Here is an 18,457-nt window from a genome sequence, read left to right on the forward strand (position 1 = left end):
CTGCCAGCAGCGGCCGGCGGGCCGTCCGGTTAGGCTGGCCCCATGGCACCCACCCCGCTCACCAGGTCCCGCGTGGCCGCGATGATCGACCACACCCTGCTCTCCCCGGACGCCTCCCGCGAGGACGTCGCGGCCCTCGTCGAGGAGGCGCGCGAGCTGGGCGTGGGCGCCGTGTGCGTGAGCCCCGCGATGCTGCCGGTGCCCGGCGAGGGGCTCACCGTGGCGACCGTCGCCGGTTTCCCGTCCGGCAAGCACCACGCCCTGGTCAAGGCCATGGAGGCCCGGCTCGCCGTGGACCAGGGGGCCGACGAGGTGGACATGGTGATCGACGTGGGCGCCGCGATCGCCGGGCTCGTCGACGAGGTGATGGCCGACGTCCTGACCGTCCGCGACGCCGTGCCGCCGCCCGTCCGGCTCAAGGTGATCCTCGAGACCGCCGCGATCCACCGCGCGCTCGGCGACGAGGCGGGTGACGAGCGCATCGAGGCCCTCTGCCACGCCGTGGCCCGCGCCGGGGCCGACTACGTCAAGACCTCCACCGGGTTCCACCCGGCCGGCGGGGCGAGCGTCCGCGCCGTCGAGGTCATGCACCGTGCGATCGGCGGCCAGGTGGGCATCAAGGCCTCCGGCGGCATCCGCGACGCCGACACCGCGCGCACCATGATCGACGCCGGCGCCACCCGCCTCGGCCTCTCCGGCAGCCGCGCGGTCCTCGAGGGCTTCGCGGACTGACCCGACCGGGCCGTCAGGCCGAGGGCTCGAGCACCACGTCGGTGCCGGCGACGTCCAGCACCAGCCCGCCCTCGACCACGCGGGCGCCGGTGATCTCCACGCCGTCGGGCAACTCCGCGAGCGTGGAGTCCATCATGGACACCGTGCCGCCGAGCAGCCCGTCCGGCAGCGGGAACCCCAGGACGGAGGCCTGCTCGGGGTCCATCTGGAGGCGCCCGCCGGGGGCGATGCGCGGCGTGACCGTGGCCTCGGCGAGCCCCAGGTCCACCCGGAGTGTGCCCGCCCCGGGGTCGGAGGTCACGGATTGGACCTGCACCAGTCCGCCGAGCAGCGTCTCGGAGGCCTCCTGCTGCGCGGCGGCCGTCATCATCTGGTCGGAGGCGAACACGGTCCCGGCGAGGGACTCCACGAGCGTGCGGTCGCCGGCCTCGCGCACGCCCTGGGCGGTGATGTCGATCGCGGGCGCCGGCGCACCCGACCCGGCCGGCGTCTGTCCGTCGGTGGTGATCCGGACCGAGCCGAGCGTGTCGTCGAAGACCGAGAGCAACATGGGACGCGGCCCGATGTCCACCTGGGCTGTCGAGCCCAGCGCCTCCGAGGCCTCCCGCTGCAGGCGCTCGCCGATGCTGTTCCGAAGCCCCAGCTCGACGCCGACCAGGCCCACCACCAGCAGGAGCACGAGCCCCGTTACGACGAGCGCGGCGGTGCGGCCCCGGCGGCGACCGGGGCCCCGGCCCGGTCGCGCGGGTTCGGGCGACGCTGCGGAGAAGTGCTCCGTGGGATGCTCGCCGTGCGGATCGGCGGGGTCGGTGAACGCGGGGAGTCGCTGGGTGTCGTGCGGCTGCATTGGACCGATTGTCGCCGATCGGCGACGGTTGCGCAGACGCGCAGGTCAGTGCGTCGAAGTCCAGCGGTTGAGGTGCTCGTACTCCTCCACGAAGAGCTTGCGAAGGTGGTCCACGACGAGCTTTTCCAGCTTGCCGCCGAGCAGCGGGACCGACACCTTGACCAGGCCCGAGACCGACTCGAGCGCCGTCTCGCCCTCGGGAACCGTCTCGCCGCCGCCGTCGATCACGCCGAGCCCGCCCACGGCCTCGGCGCGGGCGATGCCGGTGAAACGCTCGCCGTCGAACGCCGAGTAGCTGGTGGTGCGCGTGATGGTGAGCTGCCCGGGCAGCACCTTCTTGGCCAGGTCCGGGATGTCGGAGTCCGGGATGATCTGCGTGACCGACACCGTCACGCCGTCGCCGCTCGTCTCGAACTGGTCGAGCGTGTCCCCGGGGCTGCCGATCGAGGCCAGCCTGTCGGCCCAGTACGCCTCGTCGGAGTAGGACGCGTGGACGGTCTCGGGACGGGCCTGGATCGTGGCCTTGTGGGAGAAGCGGGTCGCCATGACCGAGACACTACTGAGCGGCGCGCGGCGGCGAGGCGACTACCCTTGCAAACGTGACCACGCTCCCTTCGGACCTGCCCGCGGCCCTTGCGGAGGTGCCCGACCTCGTCGTCGTCCCCGACTCCTCCCTCGCCGATCTCACCACGCTGCGAATCGGCGGCCGACCCCGCGCCCTGGTGGAGGGCCGGACCGCCGAGGCCGTGGCCGCGGCCGTGCGGATCCTCGACGATGCCGGTGTGCCCGTGCTCGTGCTGGGCGGCGGCTCCAACCTCGTGGTGGCCGAGGGCGGGCTCGACCTCGTGGTGGTGGCCGTGCGCAATCACGACGTGACCTTCGGCGAGGACATGGTGTGCTCCGGCGCCGGCGTGACCTGGGACGACCTCGTGGCCGAGTCCGTCGAGCGAGGTCTCGGCGGCCTCGAGTGTCTCTCCGGCATCCCCGGCTCCGTGGGCGCCACCCCCGTGCAGAACGTCGGCGCGTACGGCGTGGAGGTGGCGCAGCTGCTCGTCCGGGTACGGCTCTACGACCGCGCGAGCCGCGAGGACCGCTGGGTCGACCCCGTGGAACTGGGGCTGGACTACCGCACCTCCGTGCTCAAGAACACCGACCGCGCCGTGGTGCTCGAGGTGGAGTTCCGGCTCGACCCCGACGGGCTCAGCGAGCCGATCCGCTACGCCGAGCTCGCCGCGCGCCTCGACGTGGAGCCCGGCGAGCGAACCGACGCCGCCCAGGTCCGCGAGACCGTGCTGGCGCTGCGGCGCGGCAAGGGGATGGTGCTCGACGGCGAGGACCACGACACCTGGAGCGCGGGCTCGTTCTTCACCAACCCCGTCGTGCCGTCCGAGGAGATCGACGCCGTCCGCGAGCGGGTGGAGGCGCGCGTCGGCGCCGCCCAGGCCGGCCGGATGCCGCGGTTCGACGCCGACGGCGGCGTCAAGCTCTCCGCCGGTTGGCTCATCGAGCGCGCCGGCTTCGCCAAGGGCCACCCCGCCCCCGACGCGCCCGCGCGGCTGTCCACCAAGCACGCGCTCGCGATCACCAACCGGGGCTCCGCGACCGCCGACGACGTGATCGCGCTGGCCCGCGAGGTCCGCGACGGCGTCCGCGAGGCCTTCGGCGTGGAGCTACGCCCCGAACCCGTCTGGGTGGGCTGCGCGATCTAGCGGCCCACCCCGTCTGGCACGCTGGGAGCACGCCCGCGCTGTTTCCGGCCGCCCCGGCCCCGCCCGCGCCCGTCGACCCCTGGAGACCGATCCGTGGACCTCTTCGCCTATCCCGTGTCGTTCGTCATGAAGTTCTGGCACTGGATGCTGAGCTTCGTCGTGGACCCGGACTCCGGCATCGCCTGGGTCGGCTCGGTGATCCTGCTGGTGGTGACCGTGCGGCTCATCCTCCTGCGCTCCATGTGGCGGCAGCAGTACTCCATGCGCAAGATGGCGCAGCTCGCGCCCAAGATGAAGGAGCTGCAGAACAAGTACTCCGGCCGTAAGACGCCGGAGGACCGGCAGGAGCAGGCCAAGGAGATGCAGGCCCTGTACTCCGACGCCGGCGTCAACCCGGCCGCCGGCTGCCTGCCGCTGCTCGTGCAGATCCCCGTGTTCCTCGGCCTGTACCACGTACTGCTCAATTTCTCGCCGCCCGGCAAGACCCTCGAGGAGGCCTCCGCCGAGGGCAACGGCGCCTTCGGCCCCGAGCAGGTGGCCTCGTTCCTCAACGCCGAGATCTTCGGCGTTCCGCTGGCCTCGTACATCCGCATGCCGCAGGAGGTCATGGACTCGCTGCATCCGGGCCTCGTCCGCGGTGACATCCTCGCGCTGGCCGTGCCGCTGTTCGTGCTGGCCGGCATCGCGACCTTCATCAACATGTGGAACTCTTTCCGGCGCCAGAAGGCCGCCAAGGCCGCAGAGCAGAAGGCGCTCGCCGAGGCCGAGGCGGAGGAGCGCGCCGGTGGCCCGGTGGTCGACGGCGAGGTGGTGGAGATCGACGGCGAGGTCGTCGACGCCGGTTCCGGCCCCGCGGACCCCGGCGACACCGACCGGGCCCCCGCCCGGCCCGGCGAGCCCAAACCGGGCGAGAAGTCGCCGGATCTCGGGTCGATGGCCGAGCAGATGACCGAGTCGATGAACCAGTCGATGAAGATCATGATGTACCTGTTCCCGTTCTTCCCGATCGTGGGCGCGTACTTCTTCAACTTCCCCATCGCGATCGGCCTGTACTGGCTCACCAACAACATCTGGACCGCCGTGCAGTCGCACATCTTCATGGAGAAGCTCGAGAAGGAGCTGCCCATGTCCAGCAGGGAAGGCCTGCCACCGAGCGCGTTCATGTAGACGGCGGGGAAGGCTGCTCGCCGGGCAGCGTGTGTTGCTACTCGAACCGCAGGTCACGGGTGGTTCAGATCGGATCAGAGCACCGACCGGACGTCGGTGAGGGCGAAGTCCTCCCCCTTGAACAGCAGTGGCTTACCGAGCTTGACGGCGAGCGCGTAGGAGAAGCAGTCGCCGTAGTTCAGCTTCGCCGGGTGCCGGCCGCGACCGAAGCGGTCCCACGCGTGGACGGCGAGTCGGGCGATCTCCTCGTCCACCGGGAGGATGCGGATCCCGTTCTGGGCGACGATCATGTCGATCGAGGCGCGGGCCTCCTCGCCGTCGCGGTTGAGCGCGGCGATACCCACCTCGACGAATGTCGCCGCGGACATCACCGGCATGGTGGCTTCCGCGAGGGCATCGCGGAACAGGATCCGATCCTCCTCGTCGAGGACGATGGCCAGCAGTGCCGAAGAGTCGATGACCATCAGGTGGGCAGCCCGCGAGAGTCCCAGCCGAAGATCTCGTCCTCGGACGGCGGAGGGGGAGAGCCGGCGGATTCTCGGGCCTCGCGCCTCCGCCGAGCGTCCTCGGCGACGCGATCCATGAACGCCTTCCGGGCCTCGACATCCGCCTTCCTGAGCAGCTCCGCGAGCCGCGTTTCGAGGGCCGAGTGCACTGTCCGCGTGATGCTCTCACCGGACAGTTCGGCGACCCGCCGCGCGAGGGCGTCGGTGGCGGGATCCTTGATGTTCAGTGCCATGAGTTCAGGATAACGCGACGGAAGAATCGGCAGGAAGAATCTTCCACCGTTAGGAAGATGGACGCACTTCGGCCGAGTGAGGGCGAAGGTCCCACCCGAAGATGCTGCTGGGAATCGTGGCGGTCCTCGTCGTCGCCCTGGGGATTGCCGCGGTGCGCGTCGTCAACCACTACCGCTACCCCGAGCCGGAAGTCGAGTACCCCTGGCCGCGGGATACCGCGAGCTATCCCGCCGAGCTGCCGGGGTGACGGTGACGCCGATCGCCGACGGTCCCGTGCGCGGTTTCCACCTGCGGCCGGACGTGATCCGGCATCGCGGCGTTGTGCTCGTGTGGGGCGGGTCCGAAGGCGGGCCGGACTTCCCGCACGCCGAGTTGCTCGCGCGGGAGGGCCACGAGGTGCTCTCGTTGTTCTACTTCGGGCAGCCCGAACAGCCGGAGCAGCTCAACCGTGTTCCGGTGGAGACGGCGGCCGGTAGTCGCGTTGGTGCGCGCTTCGGTCTTCGGCTATCCGGTGCACCTGCGGCCTGTGTACGAGGCGATGCTGGCGGCGCCGACCGCGGGAGACAAGCGCATCGACCTAAAGCGCGTACCGGGGAGGTGCTGATCTTCGCGGGCGGCGACGACCAGCTGTGGCCCGCCGACGCGGCCGCGCGGAGGTTCGCCGTGGATCGGCCCGACGCCGAGGTGCACGTGTATCCCGGCGCCGGGCACGTGTTCGACGTGCCCGGCGACCACGCCGAGGGCATGCGGATGGGCGGTACGGCCGAGGCGAACGCGGCCGCGCGGGCCGACAGCGACCGGATCCTCACCGAGCGGTTGGCGAGCTGGCACCGCTGAGCCCCCGGGCGCCCGGCTCGACCGGCTCTCGGCCCACCCTCCCGGCCCTCGCCCGAAAATGCACAACCTCAGCTCGGCATCGCCCGAGTGGGGAGCGAGCTGAGGTTGTGCAAACGGCGTCAGGCCTCCGGCGTCGGAGGGGCGCCCCGGTCAGACCGCGCCGCCGGCCACCGCGGGCGGGGTGCCGGTGTTGGACGAGGAGTCGGTCTCGCGGGCGAGGAACTCCTCGATGCGGAACCAGTTGTCGTCGGCGCGCTGGGCGATCGTCACCAGCGTGTCCATATTGGCGACCTCCTCGACCTGCTCGCGGAGGAACCACAGCATGAACTGCTCGCCGAGCGGGTCGGACTCGTCGCGCGCGGCCTGGAAGAGCGCCTCGATCTGCTTGGTGACCGTCTTCTCCTGGTCCAGCGCCGACTCGAGGGCGGCCACGGGGCCGGGGAAGCTCGCCTGCGGGGCGGGCACGGCCGGGATGGTCACCGGGACGCCACGGTCCAGCATGTACTGGACCATCATCATCGCGTGGTTCCGCTCGCCGAGGCTGTGCTTGTAGAACCGTGCGGCGAGCTGCGGCATGTCCTGCGCGTCGGCCCACACGGCGATCGCCACGTACGCCTGGCTGGCGGCGAACTCGTGACCCACCTGCGCGGCGAGGAGCTCGTGGAAGGACTTGTGATGGTTCTTGGCCATGATCGTGCCACCTTCTTCTCGGGTCGCCTCGACGGTTGCCGAGGTCAGGCCCGGGGTCACGTCCGCCCGGGAGACACTCATACTAGGAGCCGAGCCCGCGTCGTACCAGGACAGTGAGCCTAACCTGACTCAGTCCGTGGTCCGGTGGGCGCGCATCGCCGAGTGCTGGTCGCGCGGCTTGACCACGATCTGGTCCAGGTTGACGTGCGAGGGCCGCGAGGCCACGAAGCCCACGATCTCCGCCACGTCCTCGGCCACCATCGGGGTGAGGCCGCGGTAGACTTTCTCGGCCTTGGCGGCGTCGCCGTCGAAGCGCACCAGCGAGAACTCGGTGTCCACCATCCCGGGCGCGATCTCGGTGAACCGCACGGGCTGCCCGAGGAACTCCCCGCGCATGGTCCTGTGCAGCACGGCCTGTGCGTGCTTGGCGGAGGTGTAGCCCGAGCCGTTGTCGTAGGCCTCGATCGCCGCAATGGAGGTGATGGTCACGACCAGCCCGTCGCCGGTCTCGACCAGCGTGGGCATGAGGCCTCGCACCATCCGTAGAGTGCCGAGGACGTTGGTCTCCCACATCCAGCGCCACTGCTCCTCGCTGGCGTCCATGACGCTGGTCGTGCCCTTGGCGCCGCCGGCGTTGTTCACCAGCACGTGCAGCCGCGGGATCGCCGCGCAGAACGCCGCGCACGAGACCTCGTCGGTCACGTCCAGCGGCAACGCGGTGCCGTCGATCTCCGCGGCCAGCGCGTCGAGGCGGTCCCGCCGACGGGCGCCCACCACCACGTGGAAGCCCAGCCGGGCGAGCTCGCGGGCGGTGGCCTCGCCGATCCCGGAGGACGCGCCGGTCACCACCGCGACGCGGGTGTCGGCGGGCAGGGCGGCAAGCCGCTCGCGGGCGGCGGTGTGATCGGCGGGGTGCGCGGTGCTCATGGTTACCAGGGTAGGACGCGGGGGCGCCGGAAACGACGACGACGAGGTCAGCGCCCCACGAACGGGATCATCCGCAGGGCCCCCCGCACGGCGCCGCGCGCCATGTCGGTCGTCGAGAAGTAGTCCTTCCAGCCGCAGACCAGGCCGTCGCGCACCTCGAGCCGCCCGCACACCCAGAAGTCCATCGCAAAGGGACCGAAGGCCAGCGTGTCGGTGCGCTCGGTGAGCACGATCGTCGGCGCGCCCGGGTCGGTGGGATCGGCCGGGGCGCCGACGGCGAGGTGGTGCACCACCACCCCGAAGCGGCAGCTGCGGTGCATCGTCCTGATCCCCCGCGCCACGGCCCGCTTGCCGACGAGCGTGGGCAGGCCCACGTTCTGCCAGTAGGCGTCGTCGGCGAGCAGGTCGGTGGCGGCCCGCGTGGAGCCCGCCACGAGGGCGTCGAAGAACGTGCGGACGACGACGTCCGGCTCGGTCAGGGTGCTGGAGGCCATCCCCGAACGGTAGCCGCTGCCGACCCGCCGCGGTGCCCGGTTCCCGGTGGCAGGATGGCGCGCATGAATTCCGACTCCTCCGCCGCCACCGTCTGCTCCGTCGTCTCCTCGGACGGCACCACCCTCGCCTTCCGCACCCTCGGCGACCCCGCCGCCCGCCCGCTCGTCCTGGTCCACGGCTGGGCACAGTCGAGCGCGTGCTGGGGGCCGGAGCTGCTGGCCGAACTCGGCCGGCGGTTCCGGGTCGTCGCCGTAGACCTCCGGGGCCACGGCCACTCGGACGTCGCGGAGTCCGGCTACGACTCCTCGGAGCAGTGGGCCGACGACCTCGCGGCCGTCCTCGACGCCGCCGGGGTGGGCGACGGCGCCGGCGCGGTCCTGCTGGGCTGGTCGTACGGCGGGATCGTGGTCTCCGACTACCTGGCGAGCCGCGGCGAGGGTCGAGTTGCCGGGATCGTCCTGTGCGGCGCCGTCACCGCCATCTCCCGCTCCGAGGGCGGGAAGGTCGGCCCGGCCATGACGGCGGCCGCGGACGGCGCGTTCGACGAGGACCCCCGCAAGGCCGTCGCCGCGCTCGCGAGCTTCGGCTCGGCCATGATGCGCGGCGGCGACGGCGCGAGCCGGCAGCGCACCTTCGGGCTCTCGCTGGCCACGCCGCCGGCGGTGCGGCTCAAGATGCTCTCCCGGCGCGTGGACCACGACGAGGACCTGCGCGGCCTCGCCGTCCCGGCCCTGGTGGTCCACGGCGAGCATGACGGCGTGGTCCTGCCCTCGGCCGGCCGGGCCAACGCCGAGATGATCCCGAACGCCCGCTACGTGAGCTTCACCGAGTCCGCGCACGCGCCGTTCGTCGAGGAGATGCCGCGCTTCCTCGACGAGCTCGACGCCTTCGTCGCGGATCTCTGACCCCACCGCGCAGCCCGCGGAGAGGGCGGCGCGGCGGCACCGTCAGGCGGCGTCGTTGATCTTGGCGACCTGCCGGGTCATGAGGTCGACGATCTGCTCCTCGGTCTCCGGGGCGAGACCGCTGTCGTCCGACGACAGTGCCCCCATGGCGCCGGCGACGACCTTCACTCCCCGGACCTCCGTGATGTAGGCGTAGGTCGTCATCGGCCCGCCCGCACCGGGTGCCGACTGGACGTCCACCGTGGTCGCGCGCCCGATCGTGTCCGGGGCCCCGTCGACCTCGAAACCGGGGATCGCGCGCGACGTGCCCGACATGCCGAGATTCTCGCTGGAGAAGGAGGCGTTCGTGCACATCTCCCAGTTCTCCTCGTAGGCGTCGAGGGGGACTGATGTCCGGAGCACCTGGACCGTGACCATCGTCTCGCCGTCGGCGCCGGTCCCGGCGAGAGCGGCGAGCCCTCCTTCGCTCATGTCTTCCTTGAGCGTCGCGTTGATGTCGGCGGCGTCGGCGCACTCGGGCGGGTCGGTCTGGATGTCGGAGCCGTCGGGGACCGCGATCCCCTCCGCCGCCTGCCCCGTCGCATCGGGACCGAGGTCCATGACCTCCCACGGCGCGACTTCCTCCGACGTGAGCAGGAGTTCCCCGACGGGCGCGTCCGTGGGCTCTGTGTCGGAGGCGCCGTCGCCGGAGGCCGAGTCTCCTGCCGAGCCGACGGCCGACGTCGCGCCGGAGGCCGCGTCGGCGGCCTGGTCAGTGGCGGTGTCGGAGGAAGAGCAGGCCGACGCGGCTATCGCCGCGCTGAGGACGAGGGCGCTGCCGAGGAGGCGAAATCGCATGTGGTCCTTTCGGGAAACCCCGACGGGGCGTCGGGGCATGGCAGTGAGCGGGACGATGCTATCGCGGGAAGGGGGAACCATGGGGTGCGCTACCCCGACCGCAACGTGCACCTCGTTGGCGTCGGGGGCACAATCGACCAGGTGACCGTGACGACACTCGACACCGGCCCCGGCGGCGAGCGCGACGCCGACAGGGGCGCCGACCTGCCGCTCCCGCGCCGCATCGCCGTTCTGTCGTTCCACACCTCGCCGCTCGACCAGCCCGGGCGGGGCGACGCCGGCGGGCTCAACGTGTACGTCCTGCAGACCGCGCGGCGGCTCGCGCGGCGCGGCGCCGAGGTGGAGATCTTCACCCGCGCCACCCATTCGTCGCAGCCGGCGGTGGAGGAGGCCGGCGACGGCGTCCTGGTGCGCAACATCGTGGCCGGGCCGTTCGAGGGCCTGCACAAGGAGGACCTGCCCACGCAGCTGTGCCCCTTCGTCGCCGGCGTGATGCGCGCCGAGGCCGGCCACGCGCCCGGATACTACGACCTCGTCCACTCCCACTACTGGCTCTCCGGGCAGGCCGGGCTCGTCGCGGCCCAGGCCTGGGGGGTGCCGCTCGTCCACACCGCGCACACGCTCGCGGCGGTCAAGAACTCGCTGCTCGCGGTGGGCGACGCGCCCGAGCCCGAGTCCCGACGGATCGGCGAGCAGCAGATCGTGGACGCGGCCGACCGTCTCGTCGTCAACACCTCCGGGGAACTCGACGAGCTCGTCACCTACTACGACGCCGACCCCGCCGACGTGGACATCGTCCCACCGGGCGCCGACCTCGAGCAGTACACGCCGGGCACGCAGCGCGGCACCGAGCGGGCCCGCCGGTCGCTGGGACTGGGGCAGCGCTCCGAGGTGATCGCGTTCGTGGGCCGCATCCAGCCGCTCAAGGCGCCCGACGTGCTGGTGTGCGCCCTCGCCGAGATGGCGCGCGCCGAGCCGTACCGCGACGTGCGGCTGCTCGTGGTGGGCGGCCCGAGCGGGTCGGGGCTGGACCGGCCGCGGGCGCTCATCGCGCTCGCCGAGGAGCTGGGCGTAGCCGACCGGGTGAGCTTCCTCGCTCCGCGCCCGCCGTCCGAGCTCGTGGACGTGTACCGGGCCGCCGACATCGTGGCCGTGCCGTCGTACAGCGAGTCGTTCGGTCTCGTGGCGCTCGAGGCCCAGGCGTGCGGCACTCCCGTCGTGGCGGCGCGGGTCGGCGGCCTCCCCACCGCGGTGGACCACGGCCGCACCGGGGTGATGGTCGACGGCCACGACCCGGCCCAGTGGGCGCGGGCCCTCACCGGACTGCTCGACGACGACGAGGTACGCCTGTCCATGTCGCGCGCCGCTCCCGTGCACGCCGCCGACTTCTCGTGGGACTCCACCGCCGGCGGGCTCATCGCCTCGTACGCCCGCACGATGGCCGAGTACCGGGAGCGGCGGGCCGCGGCCGCGAGCTGACCGGCGGCGGGCACGGCCGGGCCGTGGCAGGCTGGGCCCATGGACTTTGACCAGCCCGAGAACCCCGGCGCGGGCGCGTTCGACGACGCCCCGGCCGCCGCCGACGACCGCGTGGACGCCCCGACCGTCGCGCTGATCCGCGACTTCCTCGTCGAGCGAGAAATCGAGTCGTCGCTGGTCGACGGCCGCACCTTTGTGGTGCAGCTTCCGGGGGAGAAGCGGCTCAAGACGGCGTGCCACCTCACCGTGGCCCGGGAGAGCGTGCGCGTCGAGGCCTTTGTGTGCCGCAAGCCCGACGAGGACTTCGAGAAGGTCTACAAGTACCTCCTACGCCGCAACCGTCGGCTCTACCAGGTGGCGTACACGCTGGACAACAACGGCGACATATACCTCGTGGGCCGCATGCCGCTCGTCGCGGTGACCGAGGAGGAGCTCGACCGCGTCCTCGGCCAGGTCCTCGAGGCCGCCGACCACGACTTCAACGTCCTCATCGAGACCGGCTTCCACTCCTCGATCCGCCGCGAGTTCCAGTGGCGAGTCTCGCGCGGTGAGCCGCTGCGCAACCTCGAGGCGTTCCGGCACCTCACCGAGGACCTGCCCCAACCGGAGTAGTCGCCGCCCCGGCCTTCGCCGACCACGGGGCGGGTCTGGGATCAGTCGAGCTTCTCGGCGACCTTCTTGCGCAGCACCTTGCCCATGGGGTTGGTGGGCAGCTCGTCCATCTGGACGAACTCGCGGGGCACTTTGTAGCCGGTGAGCGAGGCCTTGCAGTGCGCGCGGAGGGCCTCGGGGTCGAGGGTCGCGCCGGGCTCGGGCACGATCGCGGCCACGACCTGTTCGGAGCCGTCGGGCGTGCGCCGGCCGACGACCGCGCAGTCGGCCACGCCGTCGGCCCGGCGGATCACGGCCTCGACCTCGGACGGGTACACGTTGAACCCGCCGGTGACGATCATCTCCTTGATGCGGTCCACCACGTGGAGGAAGCCGTCCTCGTCCTGGACCACCACGTCACCGGTGCGGAGCCAGCCCTGGTGGAAGGCGTCCTCGGTGGCCTGGTCGTTGCCCCAGTAGCCGGGGAACACCTGCGGGCCCTGGACGAGCAGCTCGCCGGGTTCGCCGGAGGGGACGAGTCGGGACGGGTCGTCCTTGTCCACCACGCGGATGTCGGTGTCCGGGAAGGGGATGCCGATGCTGCCGGCGCGGCGCTTGGTGGACATCGGGTTGCCGACGGTGATGGGCGAGGACTCGGTCATGCCGTAGCCCTCGACCAGCAGGCCGCCGGTGGCGGATTCCCACTTCTCGATGAGGTCGGCGGGCAGGCTCATGGCGCCGGAGAACGAGAACCGCACGCCCTGCAGGGAGATCCTGCGCTTGGCGGACTCCTCGAGGATGCGGGTGTAGATCGGCGGCACGGCGGGGATGAACGTGGGCAGGTTCTTGGCGAAGATCGGCATGACGAGGTCCATGTCGGGCGTCGGCACCAGTTGCAGTCGCGCGCCCTGGGCGATGCCGAACACCACGCACATCGTCACCCCGTAGGCGTGGAACATGGGCAGGGTCGCGAGGAAGCGCTCGCGGCCGGGCTCGAGCCCGGGGACCCAGGCGCGGCCCTGCGTGGCGTTGGCGACGAGATTGGCGTGGGTGAGCATGGCGCCCTTGGGCGTGCCCGTGGTGCCCGATGTGTAGAGGATCAGAGCCAGGTCCGAGGCCACCGGGTGCGGGTGGGAGACGGCGAGCTCGGCGCCGGACTCGAGCTCGGACCAGTCGAGCGTGCCGGGCGCAGGCCGGGACAGCTTGTTCCGCGCGGCCCGCAGCGACGGCAGGGGTAGGTACCTGAGCGCGAGGCGCTTGACGGCCGGCAGCGCGTCGAGGAGGTCCACGGCCACGATGTGCTCGATCGCAGTGCCCTCGCGGCCGGCCAGGTCCTGAACCGTGGGCGCGATGGCGCTCCACGTCACCACCACCCGTGCGCCGTGGTCGATGAAGGGCGACTCGAGCTCGTCGGCGGTGTAGAGCGGGTTGTGCTCCACAACGACGGCACCCAGGCGCAGCGCCGCGTAGAACACGACGATCCCCTGCGGGCAGTTGGGCAGCAGCACCGCCACGCGGTCGCCGCGGCCCACGCCGAGCCGGCGCAGCCCCTCGGCGGCGTGGCGGACCCGGCGGCCCAGTTCGGCGTAGGTGGTGAGGCGGCCGAAGAACTCGGTGGCGGGGCGGTCGGCGTAGGTCGTGACGGCCACGTCGAACTGGTCGACCAGCGTCGTCGTCCCGTAGTCGAGCCGGGACCCGGTACCGGGCGTGTAGTGGACCGTCCACGGCCGGTCGGAGGATTCAGGGGTGGTGCCGGCGTCTGTGGTCATGTCTGCACCGTACGTGGAGGACGTGGGGTCATAATGGGCTTATGGCTTACGGAACCCTTATTCTCCTGCGTCACGGTCAGTCCGAGTGGAACGCGTCCAACCAGTTCACCGGTTGGGTCGACGTCGACCTCACCGACAAGGGTCGCGAGGAGGCGGTCCGCGGCGGCGAGCTCCTGCTCGAGGCCGGTATCCTCCCCGACATCCTCTACACCTCGCTGCTGCGCCGGGCCATCACCACGGCCAACATCTCGCTCAACGCCTGCGACCGCCACTGGGTCCCGGTCGTACGCCACTGGAAGCTCAACGAGCGCCACTACGGCAAGCTCCAGGGCCTCAACAAGGCGGAGATCAAGGAGCAGTTCGGCGAGGACCAGTTCATGCAGTGGCGCCGCAGCTACGACACGCCGCCGCCGGCGATCGACCCGGACAACGAGTACTCGCAGTCCGGCGACGTCCGCTACGCCGACCTGTCGGAGGTCCCGCTGACGGAGTGCCTCAAGGACGTCGTGGACCGGTTCATCCCGTACTACACCGCCGAGATCGCCCCGCGGCTCGCGGCGGGCGAGACGGTCATGGTGGCCGCGCACGGAAACTCGCTGCGCGCGCTGGTCAAGCACCTCGACGAGATCTCCGACGAGGACATCGCCGGCCTCAACATCCCCACCGGGATCCCGCTGGTCTACACCTTCGACGAGACCGGCGCCGTGACAAACCCGGGAGGGACGTACCTCGATCCGGAGGCTGCGGCCGCCGGTGCCGCCGCGGTGGCCGCCCAGGGCACCCAGAGCCACTGAGCGCTGGGAGGGGCCGGGCACACCGGAACCTGCCGGACACGTCGGGGGACGCCGCGCGTGACCTGAGGTGACATCCGGATGAACGGCCCGTGAACCACTGTCCACCTGCGGATATTCCGCGGGGGGACAGGGGTTCTCCGTTGTTCCCTCCCCGATGCCGCACCGTAGTATCAGGCTCGTGCAGGTCAGTCTCGCGCTCGCGCTCGCGGCGGTCACCGCGGTGGTGGGGTTCGTCGTGGGTGGCTTCGTCGTCCCCGCGATGCGAGCCCGGCGGGAGCGCAGGATGGCCGAGCAGGCCGGCCCGAGCCGTCTCGAGGTCCTGCGCGGGGTGTACGAGCAGTCGCCCTTCGCGCTCGCCGTGGTGGACCGTCATCAGGACGTGGTCCTCTACAACCGTCGTGCCTCGGACCTGGGGATCGTCGACGACCGGCTCCTCGTCGAGCCGGTGTGGAACGCCGCCGAGGCGACCTTCACCGACGGCGACCCCTCGGCGTTCAACCTGCCCGCCAAGACCACCGTGGGCCGTCGCCGCATCCCGTCGGTGAGCGGCCGCAGCGAGATCCTCACCGGGCACGAGGGCCAGTTCGTCGTGGTCTTTGCCGACGACGACTCCGAGCACCGCCGCATGGAGGCCGCCCGCCGCGACTTCGTGGCCAACGTCTCCCACGAGCTCAAGACGCCGGTCGGGGCCATGGCCGTGCTCGCCGAGGCGCTCGTGGAATCCAAGGACGACCCCGACTCGGTCGAGTACTTCGGCGGCCGCGTCGTGAGCGAGACGCACCGGCTCGGCAAGATGGTCGCCGAACTCATCGAGCTCTCCCGCCTGCAGGGCGCGGAGCGGATCCGCGACCCGGAGCCCGTGGACGTCGACGAGGTCGTCGACGAGGCCGTCCGGCGGTCGGGCGGCGTGGCCGAGGCGGCCGGGATCGAGATCATCACCGACGCCGACTCCGGGCTCGAGGTGCTGGGGGACCGGATGCTGCTCGTCACCGCCGTCACCAACCTCATCTCCAACGCCGTCAACTACTCGCCCGAGCGGACTCCGGTGTCGGTGTCCCGGGCCGTCGACGGCGAGATGGTCTCGATCCGGGTCACCGACCGCGGCATCGGCATCGCCCCCGAGCACCAGGCCCGCGTCTTCGAGCGGTTCTTCCGCGTCGACAAGGCCCGGTCGCGCGCGACCGGCGGCACCGGGCTCGGCCTCGCGATCGTCAAACACGTCGCGCAGAACCACAACGGCGTCGTCACACTGTGGAGCCGACCCGGCACCGGGTCGACCTTCACCCTCGAACTCCCGGCCCACAGCGAGTCGGGTGACGTGGGGGCGGCGCCCCCCGTCGAATCGGTGGCCGGACACGAACTGGCCGAGAACGTCATACAACGAGAGGACCAGGTGTCGTGACCAGGGTGTTGATCGTGGAGGACGAGGAGTCGCTGGCCGACCCGTTGGCGTTTCTCCTCCGCAAGGAGGGGTTCGAGGTCATCGTGGCCGGTGACGGGCCCACCGCACTCGAGCGTTTCGAGGCCGACGGCGCCGACATCGTGTTGCTCGACCTCATGCTCCCGGGGATGTCGGGAACCGACGTGTGCAAGCGGCTGAGGGTCTCCTCGAGCGTGCCGGTGATCATGGTGACGGCGAGGGACAGCGAGATCGACAAGGTGGTCGGGCTGGAGCTGGGCGCCGACGACTACGTGACCAAGCCGTACTCGGCGCGCGAACTCATCGCCCGCATCCGCGCCGTCCTCCGGCGCGGCGCCGACAAGGAGGCCGAGCAGGTCGACGAGATCGGGGTGCTCGAGTCCGGGCCTGTGCGCATGGACGTCGAGCGGCACACCGTCACCGTCCGCGGCGAGGTGGTGACGCTGCCGCTCAAGGAGTTCGACCTGCTCGAGTACCTCTTGCGCAACTCTGGCCGGGTGCTCACGCGCGGGCAGCTCATCGACCGCGTGTGGGGCTCGGACTACGTGGGCGACACCAAGACGCTCGACGTGCACGTCAAGCGGCTGCGCTCCAAGGTCGAGCAGGATCCGGGCAAGCCGGTGCACCTGGTGACCGTCCGCGGGCTGGGCTACAAGTTCGAGGAGTGACCGGCTCGGTCGGCGCCGGTCAGGCGCGCTCGGTGGCGGGGTGCACGGCCACGATCCCGAGCTGTTCGCGCCGGCGGCACGCGGCCGCGAGCACCTCGTAGGCCTCGGCGCCGAGCAGCGCGATCAGCTCGTCGCGCAGCGAGACGTACACCGGCTCCGCGCCGACGTGCGCCTCGGGCGAGCCCGTGCAGTACCAGTCCAGGTCCAGGCCGCCGGGTCCCCAGCCGCGGCGGTCGTACTCGCCGATCCGCGTGTGCAGCACCTCGACCTCGTCGGCGCGGGTCTCCCACTCCTGGGTGCGGCGGATGGGCAGCTGCCAGCACACGTCGGGCTTGGCCTCGACGAGCGTGCGCCCCGTCCGGCCCGCCATGTGGTGCAGCGCGCAGCCGGAGCCGGCCGGGAAGCCGGGGTCGTTGAAGAAGACGCAACGGCCGTTGTGGCGCCGCGTGCGCAGGGCGGGTTCGGGTTCGCCGTCGTCGCCCGTCAGCTCGTCCTCCTCGAGCCACGGCTCCAGGTCGGGCTCCCGGCCGCCTGCCTCGGCGCGCGCGGCCTCGTCGGCGGCCCCCCGGTGCTGCCAGTCGTCCGGGCCCAACAGGGCGACGTTCTCCTTCAGGCGGTCGCGGTCCTCGTCGTCACACAGGAACGCCCCGTGCGTACAGCACCCCGACTCGGGCTGGGCGGCGTCGATGCCGTGGCAGGCCGGGGTGCCGAAGACGCACGACCACCGCGAGAGCAGCCACGTCATGTCCGCGGAGATGAGGTGCTCGTCGTTTCCGGGGTCGGGGAACGAGTACCACTCGCGCGGGAAGTCGAGCGGAACCTCGGGCAGGGGGGCACTCGGGGTGGTGGTGGGATCGGAGGGGCTCACAACACGCGACGGTAGACCGTCTACGGTGGACGCGTGAGATTAGGTGTCCTCGACGTCGGCAGCAACACGGTGCATTTCGTCGTCGTCGACGCCCATCGGGGCGGTCACCCGACCCCCATGAACGACTCCAAGACCCGCCTGCGGCTCATCGAGTACCTCGACGACGACGACTGCATCAACGACACCGGCGTGGCCCGGCTCGTGGACGCCGTCAACGAGGCCGCCTCCCTGGCCAAAGCCACGAAATGCGGCGAGGTCATGGCGCTGGCCACCTCCGCGGTCCGCGACGCCGCCAACTCCGACGACGTCCTGGCCACCGTCGAGAAGAAGACCGGGATCACGCTGCGCGTCCTCAGCGGCGAGGACGAGGCCCGCATGACGTTCCTCGCGTCCCGACGCTGGTTCGGCTGGAGCGCCGGCCGGATCGTCAACCTCGACATCGGTGGTGGGTCGCTCGAGCTGACCAGCGGAGAGGACGAGCTGCCCGAGCAGGCGTACAGCCTGCAGCTGGGCGCCGGCCGGCTGACCCACGACTGGTTCCAGACCGACCCGCCCGAGCGCAAGCGCATCAACCAGCTGCGTGACTACATCGACGCCGAACTCGAGGGGCCGGCCAAGGCGATCAAGGCCGCCGGCGAGCCCGACCTGGCCTGCGCCACCTCCAAGACGTTTCGCATGCTCGCCCGGCTGACCGGCGCCGCCCCCTCCTCCGCGGGGCCGCGCGTGGAGCGCACGCTCACCGCCGCCGGACTGCGCCAGGTGATCGCGTTTATCTCCCGCATGACCGCCGCCGACCGGGCCGAACTCGAGGGCATCAGCGCCGACCGGTCGCACCAGGTGGTGGCCGGTGCTTTGGTGGCGGAGGCGTCGATGCGCGCACTGGGACTCGAATCTGTGAAAATCTGTCCGTGGGCCCTGCGCGAGGGTCTGATCCTGCAGCGTCTCGACCGGGACGCGGGCGGCGACGGAAAGGGGAGCTGAC

The 18,457-nt window shown here is 71.5% G+C and carries 22 protein-coding genes; 12 read left to right on the forward strand and 10 right to left on the reverse strand.

Annotated features, from left to right (window positions below; genetic code table 11):
* The first annotated feature begins 42 nt into the window (after positions 1-42).
* Entirely contained in the window at positions 43-732 is a 690-nt protein-coding gene (deoC, locus tag ACH0BZ_RS00575) for a deoxyribose-phosphate aldolase (RefSeq protein ID WP_406895913.1), read from the forward strand.
* A gap of 13 nt (positions 733-745) precedes the next feature.
* Here the strand turns inward: deoC and ACH0BZ_RS00580 are convergent, their stop codons facing one another.
* Both ACH0BZ_RS00580 and ACH0BZ_RS00585 read right to left on the reverse strand, forming a co-directional pair.
* Positions 746-1,579, reverse strand: a complete 834-nt coding sequence (locus ACH0BZ_RS00580) for a DUF2993 domain-containing protein (RefSeq protein WP_406895914.1) — start codon at positions 1,577-1,579, stop codon at positions 746-748.
* A 45-nt stretch (positions 1,580-1,624) separates the two neighbouring features.
* Positions 1,625-2,125: a DUF2505 domain-containing protein gene (locus ACH0BZ_RS00585; RefSeq protein WP_406895916.1), complete on the reverse strand. Its 501-nt coding sequence runs from the start codon at positions 2,123-2,125 to the stop codon at positions 1,625-1,627.
* A gap of 74 nt (positions 2,126-2,199) precedes the next feature.
* Between ACH0BZ_RS00585 and ACH0BZ_RS00590 the strand changes: the two genes are divergently transcribed.
* Together ACH0BZ_RS00590 and yidC are read left to right on the forward strand one after the other, a co-directional pair.
* Entirely contained in the window at positions 2,200-3,288 is a 1,089-nt protein-coding gene (locus tag ACH0BZ_RS00590; RefSeq protein ID WP_406896320.1) for a UDP-N-acetylmuramate dehydrogenase, read from the forward strand.
* Between the two features lie 93 nt (positions 3,289-3,381).
* Positions 3,382-4,455: a membrane protein insertase YidC gene (yidC, locus tag ACH0BZ_RS00595; RefSeq protein WP_406895917.1), complete on the forward strand. Its 1,074-nt coding sequence runs from the start codon at positions 3,382-3,384 to the stop codon at positions 4,453-4,455.
* A gap of 74 nt (positions 4,456-4,529) precedes the next feature.
* Here the strand turns inward: yidC and ACH0BZ_RS00600 are convergent, their stop codons facing one another.
* Positions 4,530-4,919, reverse strand: a complete 390-nt coding sequence (locus ACH0BZ_RS00600; RefSeq protein WP_406895918.1) for a type II toxin-antitoxin system VapC family toxin — start codon at positions 4,917-4,919, stop codon at positions 4,530-4,532.
* The gene (locus ACH0BZ_RS00605; protein WP_406895919.1) at positions 4,919-5,194 is read right to left on the reverse strand and encodes a type II toxin-antitoxin system VapB family antitoxin; all 276 of its coding nucleotides are present in this window, start codon (positions 5,192-5,194) and stop codon (positions 4,919-4,921) included. Before ACH0BZ_RS00605 ends, ACH0BZ_RS00600 begins: the two co-directional genes overlap by 1 nt.
* 101 nt (positions 5,195-5,295) lie before the next feature.
* Between ACH0BZ_RS00605 and ACH0BZ_RS00610 the strand changes: the two genes are divergently transcribed.
* Positions 5,296-5,442 carry a hypothetical protein gene (locus ACH0BZ_RS00610; RefSeq protein ID WP_406895920.1) on the forward strand — a complete coding sequence of 49 codons (147 nt, stop codon included), beginning with the start codon at positions 5,296-5,298 and terminating at the stop codon, positions 5,440-5,442.
* A 2-nt stretch (positions 5,443-5,444) separates the two neighbouring features.
* On the forward strand, positions 5,445-6,032 hold the full coding sequence (locus tag ACH0BZ_RS00615) for a dienelactone hydrolase family protein (protein WP_406895921.1): 588 nt from the start codon (positions 5,445-5,447) through the stop codon (positions 6,030-6,032).
* Between the two features lie 150 nt (positions 6,033-6,182).
* On the opposite strand, the gene ACH0BZ_RS00620 is transcribed toward ACH0BZ_RS00615, so the two are convergent.
* From ACH0BZ_RS00620 to ACH0BZ_RS00630, 3 genes are all read right to left on the reverse strand, one after another.
* Positions 6,183-6,722 (reverse strand): ferritin, encoded by a 540-nt coding sequence (locus tag ACH0BZ_RS00620; protein ID WP_406896321.1) that lies wholly within the window; start codon positions 6,720-6,722, stop codon positions 6,183-6,185.
* Between the two features lie 129 nt (positions 6,723-6,851).
* Positions 6,852-7,649 (reverse strand): SDR family NAD(P)-dependent oxidoreductase, encoded by a 798-nt coding sequence (locus tag ACH0BZ_RS00625; RefSeq protein WP_406895922.1) that lies wholly within the window; start codon positions 7,647-7,649, stop codon positions 6,852-6,854.
* Between the two features lie 47 nt (positions 7,650-7,696).
* Entirely contained in the window at positions 7,697-8,143 is a 447-nt protein-coding gene (locus ACH0BZ_RS00630; RefSeq protein WP_406895923.1) for a limonene-1,2-epoxide hydrolase family protein, read from the reverse strand.
* A 63-nt stretch (positions 8,144-8,206) separates the two neighbouring features.
* Between ACH0BZ_RS00630 and ACH0BZ_RS00635 the strand changes: the two genes are divergently transcribed.
* Complete coding sequence (locus ACH0BZ_RS00635) at positions 8,207-9,049, forward strand: alpha/beta fold hydrolase (RefSeq protein WP_406895925.1); 843 nt, start codon at positions 8,207-8,209, stop codon at positions 9,047-9,049.
* Between the two features lie 42 nt (positions 9,050-9,091).
* Here the strand turns inward: ACH0BZ_RS00635 and ACH0BZ_RS00640 are convergent, their stop codons facing one another.
* Entirely contained in the window at positions 9,092-9,886 is a 795-nt protein-coding gene (locus ACH0BZ_RS00640; protein ID WP_406895926.1) for a hypothetical protein, read from the reverse strand.
* A 204-nt stretch (positions 9,887-10,090) separates the two neighbouring features.
* Here ACH0BZ_RS00640 and mshA point away from each other — a divergent pair, with 204 nt between their 5' ends.
* Together mshA and ACH0BZ_RS00650 are read left to right on the forward strand one after the other, a co-directional pair.
* Positions 10,091-11,365: a D-inositol-3-phosphate glycosyltransferase gene (gene mshA / locus ACH0BZ_RS00645; protein ID WP_406896322.1), complete on the forward strand. Its 1,275-nt coding sequence runs from the start codon at positions 10,091-10,093 to the stop codon at positions 11,363-11,365.
* Between the two features lie 39 nt (positions 11,366-11,404).
* Positions 11,405-11,977, forward strand: coding sequence for a YbjN domain-containing protein (locus ACH0BZ_RS00650; RefSeq protein WP_406895927.1), 573 nt, complete (start codon positions 11,405-11,407; stop codon positions 11,975-11,977).
* Positions 11,978-12,018: 41 nt separating this feature from the next.
* Here ACH0BZ_RS00650 and ACH0BZ_RS00655 read toward each other — a convergent pair whose 3' ends face one another.
* Positions 12,019-13,725, reverse strand: coding sequence for a long-chain-fatty-acid--CoA ligase (locus tag ACH0BZ_RS00655; RefSeq protein WP_406895928.1), 1,707 nt, complete (start codon positions 13,723-13,725; stop codon positions 12,019-12,021).
* Between the two features lie 41 nt (positions 13,726-13,766).
* On the opposite strand from ACH0BZ_RS00655, the gene ACH0BZ_RS00660 reads away from it, so the two are divergent.
* The 3 genes from ACH0BZ_RS00660 (at position 13,767) to ACH0BZ_RS00670 (ending at position 16,607) form a co-directional block, all read left to right on the forward strand.
* Entirely contained in the window at positions 13,767-14,519 is a 753-nt protein-coding gene (locus tag ACH0BZ_RS00660; protein WP_406895929.1) for a phosphoglyceromutase, read from the forward strand.
* Positions 14,520-14,697: 178 nt separating this feature from the next.
* Positions 14,698-15,921, forward strand: a complete 1,224-nt coding sequence (locus ACH0BZ_RS00665) for a sensor histidine kinase (RefSeq protein ID WP_406895930.1) — start codon at positions 14,698-14,700, stop codon at positions 15,919-15,921.
* A complete protein-coding gene (locus ACH0BZ_RS00670) occupies positions 15,918-16,607 on the forward strand; it encodes a response regulator (protein WP_406895931.1) in 690 nt (229 codons plus the stop codon). Before ACH0BZ_RS00665 ends, ACH0BZ_RS00670 begins: the two co-directional genes overlap by 4 nt.
* A 19-nt stretch (positions 16,608-16,626) precedes the next feature.
* On the opposite strand, the gene ACH0BZ_RS00675 is transcribed toward ACH0BZ_RS00670, so the two are convergent.
* Complete coding sequence (locus ACH0BZ_RS00675; RefSeq protein WP_406895932.1) at positions 16,627-17,475, reverse strand: hypothetical protein; 849 nt, start codon at positions 17,473-17,475, stop codon at positions 16,627-16,629.
* A 33-nt stretch (positions 17,476-17,508) separates the two neighbouring features.
* On the opposite strand from ACH0BZ_RS00675, the gene ACH0BZ_RS00680 reads away from it, so the two are divergent.
* Positions 17,509-18,456, forward strand: coding sequence for a hypothetical protein (locus ACH0BZ_RS00680; protein WP_406895933.1), 948 nt, complete (start codon positions 17,509-17,511; stop codon positions 18,454-18,456).
* Position 18,457: the final 1 nt, after the last annotated feature.

It is taken from the genome of Dietzia sp. 179-F 9C3 NHS (assembly GCF_045369825.1).
In the GTDB taxonomy this organism is placed as follows: Bacteria; Actinomycetota; Actinomycetes; order Mycobacteriales; family Mycobacteriaceae; genus Dietzia.